The organism is Streptomyces sp. NPDC087300 (assembly GCF_044744425.1).
In the GTDB taxonomy this organism is placed as follows: Bacteria; Actinomycetota; Actinomycetes; order Streptomycetales; family Streptomycetaceae; genus Streptomyces.
Genome location: NZ_JBIUYI010000010.1, coordinates 239030 through 255043 on the forward strand (window position 1 = coordinate 239030; position 16014 = coordinate 255043).

Consider the following 16014-nt stretch of genomic DNA (forward strand, 5'->3'; position numbering starts at 1 on the left):
CCAGAAGCCGGAAAGGCAGGTACGCATGACCCGGGTGCTCGTGGTCGACGACGAGCCGCAGATCGTACGCGCCCTCGTGATCAACCTGAAGGCGCGCAAGTACGAGGTGGACGCGGCCCCCGACGGCGCGACGGCGCTGCAGCTCGCCGCGGCCCGCCACCCCGACGTGATCGTGCTCGACCTCGGTCTGCCCGACATGGACGGCGTGGAGGTCATCAGGGGCCTGCGCGGCTGGACGCGCGTGCCGATCCTGGTCCTGTCCGCCCGGCACAGCTCCGACGAGAAGGTCGAGGCGCTCGACGCGGGCGCGGACGACTACGTCACCAAGCCCTTCGGCATGGACGAGCTCCTCGCCCGGCTGCGCGCCGCCGTCCGCAGGGCCGAGCCGACCGGCTCCGGCGAGGACGACGCACTGGTGGACACCGCGGACTTCACCGTCGACCTGGCCGCCAAGAAGGTCAACCGCGGCGGCCGCGACGTCCGCCTGACCCCCACGGAGTGGCACCTCCTGGAGGTCCTGGTGCGCAACACCGGCCGCCTGGTCAGCCAGAAGCAGCTGCTCCAGGAGGTCTGGGGGCCCTCCTACGGCACGGAGACGAACTATCTGCGCGTCTACATGGCACAGCTGCGCCGCAAGCTGGAGACGGACCCCGCGCACCCCCGGCACTTCATCACCGAACCGGGCATGGGCTACCGCTTCGAGAAGTGACCGGATCGGCTGCTTCAGCAGGGTGGAAAGCGGGTACTGAGCGGGCATAAGCACAGATGAGCGCACCCCGTGCCGCTGTGTTCGCGTCCCCCGGTACGCTTCTGTTATGAGTGCTGTTCCTGGTTCCGAAAAGCCGGCAGGCCGTTTCCGGCGCATGCTCGACCGGCTGTCCTCCTCGCAGGAGGACCTGGAGTCGGAGGAGCTGCGTGAGGACGCCGAGACGGCGGGATGCGTCCGCATCGGCGACTGCCACGACCGCCAGATCGTCACCGTTACTGGTACCTTGCGCACGGTCACCCTGCGGCCACGCGCCGGAGTCCCGGCCCTGGAGGCCGAGCTCTTCGACGGTTCGGCGGCGCTGGACGTGGTGTGGCTCGGCAGGCGCTCCATCGTGGGGATAGAACCGGGGCGCAAGCTGATCGCGTCCGGCCGGATCTCGATGAGCAGGGGCCGCCGGGTGCTCTTCAACCCGAAGTACGAACTCAGACCCCTCGGACGGGAGTAGCCGGTGACGTCCCTCGACAAGCCGACGGACCAGGGAAGCACGGATCAGGACGCCGATTCCAGGGCCGTGACCGAGGCAGCGCTCTTCGAGGCCTTCGGCGGCGTGCGGGGCATGGTGGAGACGGTCGTCCCCGGCCTGCTCTTCGTGACCATCTTCACGATCAACAAGGACCTGCACATGTCGGCCATCGCGGCCCTCGCGGTGTCCCTGGTGCTCGTCGTGGTCCGCCTGGTCATGAAGGACACCGTCAAGCACGCCTTCAGCGGCGTCTTCGGAGTCGCCTTCGGCGTGGTCTTCGCGATGATGACCGGCAATGCCAAGGACTTCTACCTGCCCGGCATGCTCTACACGCTGGGCCTCGCCCTCGCGTACATCGTCACGACCCTCGCGGGCGTCCCGCTGATCGGCCTGATCCTGGGCCCGGTCTTCAAGGAGAACCTCTCCTGGCGCACCCGCAACCCGGGCCGCAAGAAGGCGTACGCCAAGGCCAGCTGGGCCTGGGGCCTGATCCTCCTCGCCAAGTGCGCGATCCTCTTCCCGCTGTACTGGTGGGGGGACACGACGCAGTTCGGCTGGGTCCTGGTCGCCCTGAAGATCCCGCCGTTCCTGCTCGCGGTCTACCTGACCTGGGTCTTCCTGGCGAAGGCGCCGCCGCCGATCGACGTATTCGCTGAGATGGAAGCGGCGGAGAAGGAAGAGGAAGCGCGGAAGGCTGCGCCCCGCTAGGGGCGCGGGGAACTGCGCGGCCAGCCACGACGGCGCCGCAGGCTGAAGACAGCAAGACGAGGGGGCACCCGGACGAATCCGGGTGCCCCCTCGACGTAACCGCTCGCCGGGGCGGCCTCAGCCCACCGCGTCCTCGCGGCGCACCGAGAGCAGGTCCTCCAGCTGCTCCTCACGCGCCTGCGCGGCCACGAAGAGGAGCTCGTCACCCGCCTCCAGGGAATCGTCGGGCGTCGGCGCAAGGACCCGCGTGCCGCGGATGATCGTGACCAGGGACGTGTCCTCGGGCCACTGGACGTCGCCGACCCGCGTGCCCGCGAGGGCCGACTCCGGCGGCAGCGTCAGCTCGACGAGGTTCGCGTCGCCGTGGCTGAAGCGGAGCAGCCGGACGAGGTCGCCGACGCTCACCGCCTCCTCGACGAGCGCGGACATCAGCCGCGGCGTGGAGACCGCGACGTCGACGCCCCAGGACTCGTTGAAGAGCCACTCGTTCTTGGGGTTGTTCACGCGGGCGACGACCCGCGGCACGCCGTACTCGGTCTTGGCGAGCAGCGAGACGACGAGGTTGACCTTGTCGTCACCGGTGGCCGCGATGACCACGTTGCAGCGCTGCAGCGCCGCCTCGTCCAGCGAGGTGATCTCGCAGGCGTCGGCGAGCAGCCACTCCGCCTGCGGGACGCGCTCGACCGAGATGGCGGTCGGCGCCTTGTCGATGAGAAGGACCTCGTGGCCGTTCTCCAGGAGCTCACCGGCGATGGAACGGCCCACCGCACCGGCTCCGGCAATGGCGACCCTCATCACTGACCGCCTTCCTCGGGGCCTTCGGCGAACGCCGCCTCGACTTTGTCCACCTCGCCGGTGCGCATCATCACGTGCACCAGATCGCCTTCCTGGAGCACCGTCTGTGAGGTCGGCAGGACCGCCTCGCCCAGCCGGGTGAGGAAGGCGACGCGTACGCCGGTCTCCTCCTGGAGCCGGCTGATCTTGTGCCCGATCCACGCGGTCGACGCGTGCACCTCGGCGAGCTGCACACCGCCCGTGGGGTCCCGCCACAGCGGCTCGGCCCCGGACGGGAGCAGCCTGCGCAGCATCTGGTCGGCGGTCCAGCGGACCGTGGCGACCGTCGGGATGCCCAGGCGCTGGTAGACCTCGGCGCGGCGCGGGTCGTAGATGCGGGCCGCGACGTTCTCGATGCCGAACATCTCGCGGGCGACCCGCGCGGCGATGATGTTCGAGTTGTCGCCGCTGGAGACGGCGGCGAAGGCGCCCGCCTCCTCGATGCCCGCCTCGCGCAGGGTGTCCTGGTCGAAGCCGACACCGGTCACCCGGCGGCCGCCGAAGCCGGAGCCCAGGCGGCGGAAGGCCGTGGGGTCCTGGTCGACGACCGCGACCGTGTGCCCCTGCTGTTCAAGGTTCTGCGCGAGAGCGGATCCGACTCTCCCGCAGCCCATGATGACGATGTGCACCTGTCCGTTACCCCGCACTCCTGGTCATCCCGCTGACCTGCGAAAACATCGTGCTCACTCTTCTCTCTCACTCTGCTGGCGACAACGGGGCAACAGCGTGCGGCGTTGCCAGGAGACGAGCTTAAGCCGCAACGGGGCCCACGCACTCACCCGAGTGGACGCGAAAGGGCCCGGCGGCGGCCGACGCGGTCGTCGCGCCCGGCCGATCGCGGGCTGATAGGCGCCCGATAGTCCGGTTCCCTGCACTGGGTCGGGACAGGGCGGCTGAGGCGCCGAGGGTCGGACGAGGGCGGCGGGCATGGTGGCGAACAGGCTTGGCGGGGACTTCACCGGGGCGGTGCTCGGCCCCGGCGACCCGGAGTACGACGCGGCGCGCCGGGTGTGGAACGGCACGGTCGACCGGCGGCCCGCGCTGATCGCCCGCTGCCACCGCCCCGGTGACGTCGCCGCCGCGCTACGGCACGCGGTGGCCGAGGGGCTGCCGGTCTCGGTGCGCGGCGGCGGGCACAACGTCGCGGGAACGGCGGTCGCCGACGGTGCGCTCCTGATCGACCTGGCGCCGATGCGCGGGGTGAGCGTCGACGCGGCCGCCGGGCTCGTCACGGCCGAGGGCGGCTGCCTCCTGGGCGACCTGGACGCGGCCACCACGCCGTACGGCCTCGCGTGCCCCGCCGGAGTCGTCTCGCACACCGGGCTCGGCGGTCTCGCACTCGGCGGCGGCTACGGCTGGCTCGCCCGTAAGTGGGGCCTGACCTGCGACCACCTGGTGGCCGCCGAGGTCGTCCTGGCCGACGGGAGCGTCGTCGAGGCGACCGCCCACAGCCATCCCGAGCTGCTGTGGGCGCTGCGCGGCGGGGGCGGGAACTTCGGCGTGGTCACCCGCTTCACGCTGCGGCTGCGCCCGGTCGGCCCCGTCTACTTCCGGCGCGCGGTCTACCCCGTGGCCCTCGCGGCCCCGGTGCTCGCCGCCTACCAGGATTTCGCCGAGGTGCAGGACGCCGACCTGCACGCGGTCGGCACGCTGCGCCGCGCGGTGGCGAACGACTGGGTCCCCGCCGAGCTGCACGGGCGGCCGGCGCTCCACCTGTCCACCGCCTGGTTCGGCGACCCCGCGCACGGGCGCGCAGCCACCGAGGCGCTGCACGGCGCCGTCGCCCCCGCGGGGTCGGCGGAGCAGGTCCTGTCGTACGGGGCGCTCCAGGCGCTCGGCGACACCTCCGAGCCGCACGGGCACCGCTACTACACCAAGTCCTGCTACCTCGAAGGGATCGCGGCCGCGGCGGACGAACTGGCCGCCGCCACGGAGGAGATCCCCGGGGCCCAGGGGGAGACCTCCGTGCCGCTCTCCACCGTCGACTTCGAGTACCTGCGCGGCGCCATCGCGGCGGACGGCGCGGACTCCGCGTTCCCGAACCGCGACGCCCCCTACATCTGTACGGCCTCCGCGCACTGGACCGACCCGGCGGGCGACGCGCCGCACGCCGCGTGGTCCCGGCGCACCATCGGGCGGCTCGCCCCCTGGCGGCACGACGGCGTCTACGTCAATTACCAGGAGGACAGCGGCAATTCCCGCGCCATGGACAGCTACGGCGACGCGCGCTACCGGCAACTGGCCGAGGTGAAAAGGAAATACGACCCGCACAACCTCTTCCGAGGCAATCAGAACATCCGCCCCAGCGCATGAATTCATGAGTCAGAAGGAGTGAGGACCATGCAGAAGAGCATCATGGGGACCGCCGGGCACTTCGCGCCGCCGCGCACCTGGGGCGCGGAACCGGACGCCTTCATCCGCGCACTGCGCTCCCCTTGGTACGGCCTGGTCGCCGATCTGGAGGACCTGGTGCTCAGGGCGACCGTGGAGTACGCCCACTCCCGCGGTCTGCGGGCGATGTACCTGCCGATGACGACGCGGACCATCACCTGCCCGACGGGGCTCGGCAGCGACTCCGAGCCGGTGCCGGTGACGGTCTCCGGAGTGGACACCTATCTGCCCGACTCCATGCAGTTCCTCCTGGAGTACGGCTGCCGGCTCGCGCCCGGCGGCTGCTACAACGTCCTGCCCTCGTTCCGCGGCGAGCGGCCCGACCGCACGCACCTGGGCCAGTACGTCCACAGCGAGGCCGAAATCCCGGGCGGGCTCGACGACTTGATCGCGTACGTCGAGGGATATGTGCGCCACCTCGCGGGCAGCATGCTCGACCAGTACGGGGCCAGGCTCGCCGAACGGGCGGGCGACGTGGCCCACTTGGAGCGGATGGCCGGGCACGCGGGCGGCTTCGAGCGGCTCACCTTCGACGAGGCCGCGCACCTGCTGAGGAACGACGAGGGCACCATCCGCGACGAGGGCGACTGGCGGACGCTGACCAAGCGCGGCGAGCTGCTGCTCATGGAGCGGGTCAGCGAGTTCGTCTGGGTCACGCACTTCGACCACCTGTCCAACCCCTTCTACCAGGCCTTCTCGGACAGCAGCCAGCGCAGCGCCAACAACGCCGACCTGCTGTTCGGGATGGGCGAGGTCGTCGGTTCCGGCGAGCGGCACACCGGCAGCGGCGACGTGCGCAAGGCGCTCGCCATGCATGACGTGCCGGAGCGCGACTACGCCTGGTACGTGAACATGAAGGACGAATTCCCCATGCACACCTCGGGGTTCGGCATGGGCGTCGAGCGTTTCCTGATGTGGGTCCTCAAGCACGACGACATCCGTGACATCCCGCTGATCTCGCGGGTCGCCGAGGAGAAGTCGTGGCCCGAGAGCGTCGACCGTCCCTGAGGAATTCTCTGAGGGCGTCTTTGAGTGCGCCCCTGAGAACGTCCCCACCCCGCGTGAGCAAGGAGTTCAGGGCATGCCGAAAATCCTCTTCGCCAATCCCAACAGCCGCGCCATGGTGGCGCGTCCCGAGGACATACCCGTCGACGTGCGGCCGTTCTACGACGTCATCGGCGACCGCCTCCTCTGGTCGCTGGAGAGCGGTGACATCGCCGTCATCCCCGGCCCCGTCAACAAGGACTTCCTCGGCTATCTCGCCGGCACGCTCGGCCTGTTGCCGGAGGAATTCACCGTACTGAGCCTGCGCGACTACACCTCGTCGAGCTGGTACCCGGACGGCAACCCCGAGCTCGTCGAGGAGCTGCGCGAGCGCGTCGCGGCGAGCGGCCTGGGCGCGGACGCCTGGCACGTCACCTGCTATCTGCACGACCGCGACGTCGCCCGCTGGGAGACGCTGCTCGGGATCGACCACGTCGAGGCGCGGCCCTTCGCGCAGAACATGGTCGAACTGGTCAACACCAAGTCGGTGTTCCGCGCCCTCGCGCTCGCCGCCGGGGTGCCGGTCCCCGAGGGCCGCGTCACCGACCCCGGTCCCGAACTCATCGACGCCGTGGCCGAGTTGATGCCCCGTACCGGCTCGGTGATCGTCAAGCAGGACCAGAACTCCGGCGGCGACGGCAACGTCCTGGTGACCACCGATCCCGACGTGGTCGGCCTCGGCGCCTACCGGGTGCTGCGGATCGCGGACACCGGCCGGACCCGGGTGCGCGCCGCGCTCGCCGAGGTGGGGCTCGCCGAGCCGCCGGTCCTGCCCCGCTACACCGCGGGCGCGCGCATCGTCGTGGAGGTCTACCACCCGTACTCCAAGACGCTCTCCTCGGAGCTGTACGTGCCGCCGCGGACCGCGCCCGTGCTGCTCAACTACGGCGACATGCGCATGGAGCCGGTGTGGAAGGGCTACGTCTTCCCGCCGCAGGACCTGGCGGGCACCGACCACGCCCAACTGTGCGCCGACAGCCAGCAGATCGCGCTGCTCGCCCAGCGCATCGGCTACCACGGGCTCATCAACATCGACGCCGTACTCGACCGGGACGGGCGGATGCTCTACACCGAGTTCAACGGACGGGCGGGTGGCGCGACCAACATCGACGTCATCGCCCGCAGGCTGCTCGGCGAGGACTATCTGCGCACGCACGTCGTCGTCTCGCACAACTCGCTGCCCGCGCGGAGCCTCGGGGAACTCCTCGCCCATCTGCGCGAGAACGGGCGGCTGTTCTCCGCGGAGCGGGGCCACGGGGTGATCGTGGCCACCGACAGCACGCAGACGACCGGGACCGTCGAGCTGGTCTCCATCGGCCACGACCGGGAGCAGGCCGAAGGCCTGGAGGCGGCGGTCGAGTCGCACCTCCGGTACGTGGCGGCCGACTGACCACTTCCGCGGGCGGGGGGATGTCTGTCACGGGGCCGTCCCCCGCCTTCCACCTGATCGACCCTCAACGCGCCACCTGGAGGCGTCATGCACATCGGAATCCTCGGCTGGGACCGGGAGGAGACGGAGTCGGTCGGCCTGGCGCACGCGAGCAAGGAGCGCGGGCACGACGTCGTGCTGTTCACGCTCGACGACATCGCGCTGACCCGGACCGCCACCGGCTCCGAACCCACCGCGCTCGGCATCCCCGTACGGCACTTCGACGTCGTCGTGTCCCGCGCCGAACTGCGGCCCGCCACCTTCCAGGCCGACCACGAGCGCTACGCGCTGCTCGGCGAGGTCCCCGGCGTCACCCTGCTCGACCCGGCCGGCACCTACCTCACCACCGAGTGCAAGCTGCAGGGCCTGCACCGGCTCGCCGCGGCGGGGCTTCCCGTCGCGCCCACCCGCTCCTGCGGCTCGGTCGCGGACGTCGCCGACGCCCTGGACGAGTGGGGGCCCGTGGTCCTCAAACCGTCCTTCGGCTACGGCGGTACGGACGTCGAGCGGGTCTTCGACGTCCGGGCGGACCGGGCCGTGGTCGACCGGCTGCTCGCGGCGTACCCCGTCCTGGTCTGCCAGCCCTACCTGCCGCACCCGGAAGGCGACGTCCGCATCACCCTGGTCGGCGACGAGGCGGTGCTCAACTGCCGCCGCGTGCCGGTCGGCGGCGACCTGTGGAAGGCCAACATCATGCAGGGCGCCACGTCGGTGCCCTTCGAGGCGGACGAGGAACTGCTCGACGTCTCGCGCAGGGCGGCCCGGCTGATGGGCATCTCGATCGCGGCCCTCGACTTCCTGCCGAGCCGGGACGGCTACCGGATCGTCGAGATCAACAACACCCCTGGCTGGTACTTCGTGGACGAGGAGGAGCAGCGGCGCATCTGCCACGCCGTCCTCCGCTACGTGGAGCGGACGGTATGACGAGCGTGCAGGAACCACCCGCCTCCCAGGAGGCACGGACGGAGCCGGCGGGGCCCGGCGGCGGAGGCGGGGCGGGCCGTCTGCGGGCGCTCGCCGAGCTGCCGCGCCCGGTGAAGCTCGGCCTCGCCACGCTCTTCGTCATGAACGCCGCGACGTACGTGGCGTTCCCGCTGCTCGCCGTGAAGCTGACCACGGTCGACCACGCGTCCGCCGTGCAGATCGGCACCACGCTGACCGTCTTCCTGCTCGCGGCACGCCTGACGCCCGTCGTGGCGGGGCCGCTCGCCGACCGGTACGACCCGCGCATCGTCATGGCGGTCGGCGCGCTCGCGCGCAGCATCGGCTTCCTCGGGCTCGGGCTGGGCCACGGCACGGCGCAGCTCCTCGTCTCGGCGTTCCTCGCCGGGGTCGGGGCCATCTACGAAGCGCCGGTCAGCGCGCTGCTGGCCGCCCAGCCCGAACCGTTGAGGTCCCGCGCCTTCGCCCTGGAGAACGCGCTCCTGAACGCCGGGGTGATCGGCGGGCCCGCGCTCGCGGCGGCGCTGCTCGCGGTCGGGCCGCGCGCGCCGTTCGTCGCCAGCGGGGTGCTCTTCGTCCTGCTGCTCCTGGTGGTCCGCGGGATCACGATGCCCGGCGGCGAGGGCGGGGCAGGGGACCGACAGGAGGCGCCGCAGAGCGTGTTGCGGCACTTCAAGAACGTCCTCGGGCACCGCTGGTTCGTCGGCTTCTGGCTGCTGATGCTGCCCTGGTGGTTCCTCTTCACCCAGCTCGGGGTCGCGGTCCCGCTGCGCTCGGACGCGCTGGCCGACACCAGCTGGATCAGCGTGCTCTACCTGGCGAACGGCGTCGTCGGCATCACCAGCATCCTGTTCGTGAAGCGGCTCCACGACCGTTACGGTGCGCGGCTGATGCCCGCGCTCGGCTACCTCCTGGTGGCCGTCGGATTCGGCTCGGTCGCCTTCGGCCGCTCGCCGTGGTGGCTGCTCGCCTGCGTCGCGCTCTACTCGGTGGGCGAGACGGTCATCCTCTTCTCCTCGCAGCTCATCCTCGCCTCGTTCGCGGGCGGTTCCACCCGCGCCAGCTTCTTCGGCATCTACGCCGGGTCGTGGGCGCTCGGCGGCAGCGTGGGCAACTACGCGGGCAGCAGGCTCGCCGCCGACCCGCTCAGTCATACGCCCTGGCTGCTCTTCGGAGCCGTCGGGCTGGTCGCGGCCGTCGTCGCCGCGCTGACCTTCTCCCGCCGCGATATCTGAGGAGCTGATGGAGATGCCGACGATGGAGATGCCGACGACGGCCTTCGGGCGGCTGATGTCCGTCCTCGACGGGTCCCTCGCCGACTACCGCGTCATCGACCACGAGGCGGAGGGGCGGACGCTGCGCGCCAGCGACCTGCGCGGGCACGCACCGGAGCAGGCGGCCAAGTGCATGGTCGTCCAGGTGCGCAGGAAGGGCCCCACGGAGCACGTCACGGTCCTCGCCGTGGTGCCGGGGGACCGGCGGGTCGACTTCAAGAAGGTGCGGCGGCTGTTCGGCGGCGCCGACGCCACGCTCGCCGACCGGTCGCTCGCGGAGCGGATCACGGGCTGCGTCAGCGGCTGCGTGATCCCCTTCTCCTTCGACCCGGGGCTGCACCTGGTCGTCGATCCCGAACTGCTCGCGCACGACGAGATCTACTTCAACGCGGCGCGCCTGGACCGGTCGATCGCCCTCGGCACGGAGCACTTCGTCGCGCTGAGCGAGCCGCGGGTGGCGCCGATCGCGCGGTAGGGGGCCGGGCGGCTCCGCGGCGGGTCAGGACTCCGACGGCGTCCGGCGCGCGCGGAACGCCCGGCCCTTGGCGCGGTTGCCGCACTCGGCCATCTGGCACCAGGTGCCCGACCGGTTCTTGGAGTGGTCGTAGAACACCCACAGACAGTCCTCGGCGGGACAGACCTTCAGACGCGGCCAGGTCCCCTCGCGGGCGGCCGCGTCGACGAGCGCCAGGATGCGGCCGAGCGCCGTGCGCACCCCGGTCCGCTCGTCGGGGCCGACGAAGGAGGTGCCGTCGTCGCGGAACCTGAGCCGGATCACGGCGTCCGCGGCGAGGGCGTCCAGGGTGCGGGCCGCCGCCGGGTCCATCGCGCGCCCCGAGTGGGTGGCGGCCAGCGCGCGCAGCGCCTCACGGACCTCGACGGCGGCGTGCCGGGCGCTCTCGTCGACGGGCGTCCCCGCGCCGATCAGCTCATGCGCCGCGAGCCAGGTCCGCAGGTCGTCGGGGGAGTCGAGCCCGTCGCTCCGGGTCTCCAGGTCGCGCGTGTTGATGAACTCCCTGACCAGCTCCAGTGCGCCAGGCGCGTCCTGTCGCTTCATGCCTGCCCTCCATTGACTAACCGGTAAAACCTTTTGTAGGTTACTTCGTGGTGGTGCTCTGGGCAACCAGCCGGCCCGCCGCCCCCATACAGAGGGAGACACGGACATGGGTGCCGAGCGGAGCAGGGGTTCCGTGACACATCGGTTAGGTGCCTCGTCATGGACCCGCCATTCCGGTACGGCAGCGATGGTGCTCGCCGCGGCCCTGTGGGGTCTCGGCGGCACGACGGCGGGCCGGCTCTTCGCGCACGGCGCCGAACCGCTCGAAGTGGTGGAGGTCCGCACCTGGGTGGCGCTCGCCGGGTTCGCCGCCTTCTCCGCCGTACGACGCCGTAGGAAGCGGTCGGAGCGGTCGGAGCGGTCGGAGCGGTCGAGGGGCACGGAGAGTCCGGGGCGTTCGGCGCGGACGGCGCGGGCTGTGCCGCGCGTCGACCGGCGGGCGGTGCTCGGCTTCGGCATCGCCGTCGCGGTGTCGAACGCCGCCCTCTTCCTGGCCATCGACAAGCTGCCGGTGGCCGTGGCGCTCGTGCTGCAGAACCTCGCCCCCGCCTTCGTCGTGGGATGGGTGCTCCTGGTGACCCGCACGCTACCGAGTCCCCGCGTGGTCGTCGGCCTGGTCGTCGCGCTCCTGAGCGTGGCCCTCGTCGTGGAGCTGCCCACCACCCCGCTCGGCGACATCGACCTGGCCGGCGTCCTCCTCGGGCTGCTCGCGGGAGCGGGCGTCGCCGCCTTCTCCGTCCTGGGCGCGCGGGCCGCGCGCTCGGTCGGCACGCTCGCCGCCAACACCGGCGGCTTCACGGTCGCCGCCGTCGCCTGGCTGCTCTTCCAACTGCCGCACGGGGTGCCCGCGCTGTTCGAGCGGCCCGCGCTGCTCGCGGGCGCCGTCGCGGTCGGCGTGTTCGGCACGTTCGTGCCCTTCCTGCTGTACGCGTGGGCGGCCGCGCGGGTCGGACCGCAGGCCGGCGCCGTGAACATCTCCCTGGAGCCGCTGTTCGGCGCGGTCCTCGCCTGGGTCTGGCTCGGGCAGGCCGTCACCCCGGTGCAGATCGTCGGCGGGCTCGTCCTGCTGGTCGCCGTCGTCCACCTGCAGAGCAGCCGCAGCGCGGCCCCGCCGCCCGTACGGCCACCGACGGGCCGGGACCCGGCGGGCCCGCACGAGGGCTCCGTGCGCGCGTCCCGCTCGGACTTACTCCGGTCGGGGGCGTGATGAGCACATCGACCTGCGGCACGGACGCCGCCCCCGCGCCCGCCGACTCCCCGGCCCCCGCGGAAGCCCGGCAGAGCGGCCCCCGGCACGTCATGCAGATGCGGCTGCTCGGCCCGATGGAGGCGTCCCTCGGCGGCGAACCGATGCTCCTGGGCGGTTCGCGCCAGCAGACGGTCCTCGCCGCACTCGCCCTGGAGGCCAACCGCGTCATTCCGCTCGACCGCCTCATCAGAGCGGTCTGGGACGACGCCCCGCCGTCCACCGCCCGCTCCCAGATCCACATCTGCATCTCGGCGCTGCGCCGCATCCTCGCCGTCGGCGACGCACCGGTCATCGTCACCCGCTCGCCCGGCTACCTGCTGGCACTGCCCCAGGACAACATCGACGCCCACTGGTTCGACAGCCTGGTCACCCGGGGCCGTACGGCCGCGGGCCAGGGCCGCACCGCCGCGGCCGCCGACAGCCTGCGCGAGGCCCTGACGCTCTGGCGCGGCCCCGCGCTCTCCGGCATCCCGAGCCGCATCGTGCAGGCCGGCGCCACCAAGCTGGACGAGGCGAGGATGGCCGCCACGGAGGAGCGCATCCGGCTCGACCTGCGGCTCGGCAGGCACCACGAGATCATCGGCGAACTGCACGCGCTGACCGCGGCCGAGCCTTTCAGGGAGACCCCGCAGGCCCAGCTCATGCTCGCCCTGTACCGCTCAGGGAGGCAGGCCGAGGCGCTTGAGACGTACCAGAAGGTGCGCGCCACGTTCGCCGCCGAACTGGGCATCGAACCCGGCGAGGAACTGCGCAAGCTGCACCACGACATCCTCGCCGGGCACGCCCGCCTCGACCTCGCGGCGCAGCAGGGCGACCACGCGGGCGAACGCGCGCCCGCCCCCGTCGAGATCGTCACGACGCCCCGCCAACTGCCCGGCGGAGTACACGACTTCGTGGGCCGCACCCGTGAACTCGCGCGGATCCGGGCCGCCCTGCTGCCCGAGCCGGACGACGCGGCGGCCGCCCCCGCGCCGCGCGTCATGGCCGTCAGCGGCCGGCCGGGAGCGGGCAAGTCCACCCTCGCGGTGCGGGCCGCGCACGAGGTGTCCGACGCGTTCGGCGACGGCCAGCTCTACGCCGACCTCGGCGGATTCCGCGACCCCGCGCGCGGCGCCCACGAGGTGATGGGCGGCTTCCTGCGGGCGCTCGGCGTGGCCGCGCACGTCATCCCCGATGACGCCCGCGAACGGACCGAGCTGTACCGCAGCAGGCTCGCCGCCGCCCGCGTCCTCATCGTCATCGACAACGCGGTCAGCGAACAGCAGGTGACACGGCTCTCGCCGGGCAGCGGCAGGTGCGCCGTCATCGCCACCAGCCGCTCCCGCTTCACCGGCCTGCCCGGCGCCCACCAGCTCGACCTCTGCGTCCTGGGCCGCAAGGAGTCCGAGGAGTTCCTCACCCGGGTCCTCGGCGCCGAGCGCGCCGCGGCCGACCCGGCGGCGCTCGGCGCGCTGGCCCGCCGCTGCGGCGGCCTGCCGCTGGCCCTGCGGATCGCGGGCGCCCGCCTCGCCGCCCGCGCGCACTGGCCCGTCGGGCGCCTGGTGGAGCGGCTCGGCGACGAGGACCAGCTGCTCGGCGAGCTCGTCCACGGCGAACTCCACTTCAGGGGCTGCCTCCAGGAGTCGTACGAGGCACTCGACCCTGCCGCCCGCGGCCTCTTCCGCAGGCTGGCGCTCCTGGAGGCGCCCGACTTCTCCGGCTGGATCGCCGCCGCCCTGTGCGACCGCAGCCTCCTTGAGGCGGAGGACCTGCTCGAAGCCCTGGTGGACGCCCGGCTCATCGAGGCGGCCACCGGCGCCCGCGGCCAGGGCACCCGCTACCGCTTCCCCGACCTGGTGCGCGCCTACGCCCGCGAACGGCTGCGCCAGGAGGAACCCCAGCCCGAGCGCCGCGCGGCCCTGCTCAGGACGCTCGGCACCTGGCTGGCACTGGCCGAGGAGGCGCACCGCAAGGAGTACGGCGGCGACTTCCTGCTCGTGCACGGCGACGCGCCCCGCTGGCGGCTGCCCAAGGCGTTCACCGACCGGCTCCTGCGCAGGCCGATGGCCTGGCTGGAGAGCGAGCGGCGCTGTCTGACCGCCGCCGTGCTCCAGGCGGCCGACCACCAACTGCCCGAACACTGCTGGGACTTGGCGCTCACCTCCACCACCCTCTTCGCCGCGGGCGGCCACTTCGCCGACTGGCGCCAGACCGCGAGCGCGGCCCTCGGCGCCACCGAGCAGTACGAGATCCCGCGCGGGCGCGCCGCGAGCCACTACTCCCTCGGCTCCCTGCACACCGCCCAGGGCAGGCTCGACCAGGCGGCCGCGCACTTCGACACCGCCCTCGGCCTGTTCACCGCGCTCGGCGACGACCGGGGCGCCGGACTCGTCCTCACCGCGCTCGGCGAGGTCAGCCACGGGCTCGGCCGCGACGCCGCGGCCCACCGGCAGTGGGCGGCGGGACTGCGGGCGCTGCGCCGCGCGGGCGACCGGATCGGGCAGGCGCGGGTCCTCTGCGCCATGGCGCGGGCCCGCCTCGCCGAAGGCGACTGCCCGCGCGCCAGGCGCCATCTCGTCAAGGCGCTCGGCGCCTGCCGCAGCGCCGGATCCAGCAGGGCCGAGGCGCCCGTACGGCTGCTCTTCGGCCAACTTCATCTGCGCACCGGCAGGCTCGGATCGGCCGAGCGCGGCTTCCACTGGGCGCTGCGCGTCGCCCGCGCCGACGGCGACCGGGCCTGTGAGGTGCGGGCCCTGCACGGCCTCGGCCTGGTGCGCAGGGGCCAGGGCAGGCCGGGGCCGGCAAGGACCGCCCTCAGCCAGGCGCTGGAACTGGCCAGGCAGACCGGCGACCGGGAACTCACCGAGCGGGTCGGGCGGTCACTGGTTGCACCCTCGCAGGCAGGAGAGCGGTCATGTCCCCCTTCCCACGACTCCGTCTGACCACCGGCGAAGCGGAGAGCGCCGTGCGGGGCCTCGATGCGGTCGATGTCGTACGGGAGGCGCTCACCATGCCGTCGGGCGCCACGGGGGACGAATCGGTGATGCGCTTCGACGGCGCCGCGGACGAACTGCTCCTGTACGACCGGGTGACCCGGCAGGAGTGGCGGCTGCCCGCCTCGACCGCCGTCAGGCTCTGGCGGGCCTGCCTGTGCGCGGCGGCGGCCCGCGCGTTCGTCGCCCCCGGAGTGATCACGGCGGGCGTGATCGGCGCCGACGCCATGGACAGCGCCTCGCTCGTCCTGCTCTCCCGCGCGCTGCCGGGGCTGAGTCACGTGGCGCTCTACGACGACGGGGCACCGGGCCAGGACGGCGGGCCGCGCCCGCCGCGCACCGTGCGCGGCGGCGACGACGAGGTGGCGCTCGCCCTGATGCGCAGCGCACGGGAGGCGCTGCTCGGCGCGGACCTGGTGGTGCTCGCCTCCAACGCCACCTGTGTGGCGGGGGAGTGGCTGGCCAGGGGCACGGTCCTGGTCAACGCGACGGCGCAGGACGTCACCGACGAGCTGCACAAGGAAGTCGCGCACCTGGTCGTCGACGACCCCCGGCTGCTGTCCCTCGCGCCGGACCGGCGCGCCGCACGAATGGCCGAACCACCTACCCGGCTCGGCCAGTTGCTCGGGGTCGGCGCGGTGCTGCGCCGCCACCGCGACGACACCGTCCTCGTCGACCTCTACGGAGCCGGGCTGCACCAGCAGTGGTTCGTGACCCGGCTCTGCCGCTCGGCCCACGTGCGTGGCCTGGGCAGACGCTGCGGCCGATAGCCGCGGCACGGTCCTGGGCCCGCGCCCATCGCGGGCCGATAGCCCACGGATAGTCCTCCCTCCTGGAATCGGATGCGGCGCGGTTCTGCCGCATCCGATTTCTGCTTCACCC

At 72.6% G+C, this 16014-nt stretch carries 15 protein-coding genes; 12 read left to right on the top strand and 3 right to left on the bottom strand.

What is annotated here, in order from left to right:
- Window positions 1–25: 25 nt before the first annotated feature.
- From ACIO9J_RS35475 to ACIO9J_RS35485, 3 genes are all read left to right on the top strand, one after another.
- Entirely contained in the window at window positions 26–709 is a 684-nt protein-coding gene (locus tag ACIO9J_RS35475) for a response regulator (protein WP_402008776.1), read from the top strand.
- 106 nt (window positions 710–815) lie between these two features.
- Entirely contained in the window at window positions 816–1214 is a 399-nt protein-coding gene (locus ACIO9J_RS35480; RefSeq protein WP_079043742.1) for an OB-fold nucleic acid binding domain-containing protein, read from the top strand.
- A 3-nt stretch (window positions 1215–1217) separates the two neighbouring features.
- Window positions 1218–1940: a DUF3159 domain-containing protein gene (locus ACIO9J_RS35485; protein WP_402008622.1), complete on the top strand. Its 723-nt coding sequence runs from the start codon at window positions 1218–1220 to the stop codon at window positions 1938–1940.
- A gap of 117 nt (window positions 1941–2057) precedes the next feature.
- Here the strand turns inward: ACIO9J_RS35485 and ACIO9J_RS35490 are convergent, their stop codons facing one another.
- The gene (locus ACIO9J_RS35490; protein ID WP_098245230.1) at window positions 2058–2735 is read right to left on the bottom strand and encodes a TrkA family potassium uptake protein; all 678 of its coding nucleotides are present in this window, start codon (window positions 2733–2735) and stop codon (window positions 2058–2060) included.
- Complete coding sequence (locus ACIO9J_RS35495; RefSeq protein WP_402008624.1) at window positions 2735–3403, bottom strand: potassium channel family protein; 669 nt, start codon at window positions 3401–3403, stop codon at window positions 2735–2737. Before ACIO9J_RS35495 ends, ACIO9J_RS35490 begins: the two co-directional genes overlap by 1 nt.
- A 298-nt stretch (window positions 3404–3701) precedes the next feature.
- Between ACIO9J_RS35495 and ACIO9J_RS35500 the strand changes: the two genes are divergently transcribed.
- The 6 genes from ACIO9J_RS35500 (at window position 3702) to ACIO9J_RS35525 (ending at window position 10329) form a co-directional block, all read left to right on the top strand.
- Entirely contained in the window at window positions 3702–5087 is a 1386-nt protein-coding gene (locus tag ACIO9J_RS35500) for an FAD-binding oxidoreductase (protein ID WP_402008626.1), read from the top strand.
- Between the two features lie 27 nt (window positions 5088–5114).
- On the top strand, window positions 5115–6173 hold the full coding sequence (locus ACIO9J_RS35505) for an amino acid--tRNA ligase-related protein (protein ID WP_402008628.1): 1059 nt from the start codon (window positions 5115–5117) through the stop codon (window positions 6171–6173).
- Window positions 6174–6246: 73 nt separating this feature from the next.
- Window positions 6247–7599 carry a peptide ligase PGM1-related protein gene (locus ACIO9J_RS35510; protein ID WP_402008630.1) on the top strand — a complete coding sequence of 451 codons (1353 nt, stop codon included), beginning with the start codon at window positions 6247–6249 and terminating at the stop codon, window positions 7597–7599.
- A gap of 87 nt (window positions 7600–7686) precedes the next feature.
- Complete coding sequence (locus tag ACIO9J_RS35515; RefSeq protein ID WP_402008632.1) at window positions 7687–8562, top strand: RimK family alpha-L-glutamate ligase; 876 nt, start codon at window positions 7687–7689, stop codon at window positions 8560–8562.
- On the top strand, window positions 8559–9815 hold the full coding sequence (locus tag ACIO9J_RS35520) for an MFS transporter (RefSeq protein ID WP_402008634.1): 1257 nt from the start codon (window positions 8559–8561) through the stop codon (window positions 9813–9815). The genes ACIO9J_RS35515 and ACIO9J_RS35520 overlap by 4 nt, the downstream gene beginning before the upstream one ends.
- A 13-nt stretch (window positions 9816–9828) precedes the next feature.
- Window positions 9829–10329: a YbaK/EbsC family protein gene (locus tag ACIO9J_RS35525; protein WP_402008636.1), complete on the top strand. Its 501-nt coding sequence runs from the start codon at window positions 9829–9831 to the stop codon at window positions 10327–10329.
- Window positions 10330–10353: 24 nt separating this feature from the next.
- Here the strand turns inward: ACIO9J_RS35525 and ACIO9J_RS35530 are convergent, their stop codons facing one another.
- Entirely contained in the window at window positions 10354–10911 is a 558-nt protein-coding gene (locus ACIO9J_RS35530) for a CGNR zinc finger domain-containing protein (protein WP_402008638.1), read from the bottom strand.
- A 187-nt stretch (window positions 10912–11098) separates the two neighbouring features.
- On the opposite strand from ACIO9J_RS35530, the gene ACIO9J_RS35535 reads away from it, so the two are divergent.
- The 3 genes from ACIO9J_RS35535 to ACIO9J_RS35545 are packed head-to-tail and all read left to right on the top strand — an operon-like array spanning window position 11099 to window position 15902.
- Window positions 11099–12118 (top strand): EamA family transporter, encoded by a 1020-nt coding sequence (locus tag ACIO9J_RS35535; RefSeq protein WP_402008640.1) that lies wholly within the window; start codon window positions 11099–11101, stop codon window positions 12116–12118.
- Window positions 12118–15081: a BTAD domain-containing putative transcriptional regulator gene (locus tag ACIO9J_RS35540; protein WP_402008642.1), complete on the top strand. Its 2964-nt coding sequence runs from the start codon at window positions 12118–12120 to the stop codon at window positions 15079–15081. Before ACIO9J_RS35535 ends, ACIO9J_RS35540 begins: the two co-directional genes overlap by 1 nt.
- A complete protein-coding gene (locus ACIO9J_RS35545; protein WP_402008644.1) occupies window positions 15054–15902 on the top strand; it encodes a hypothetical protein in 849 nt (282 codons plus the stop codon). Before ACIO9J_RS35540 ends, ACIO9J_RS35545 begins: the two co-directional genes overlap by 28 nt.
- Window positions 15903–16014: the final 112 nt, after the last annotated feature.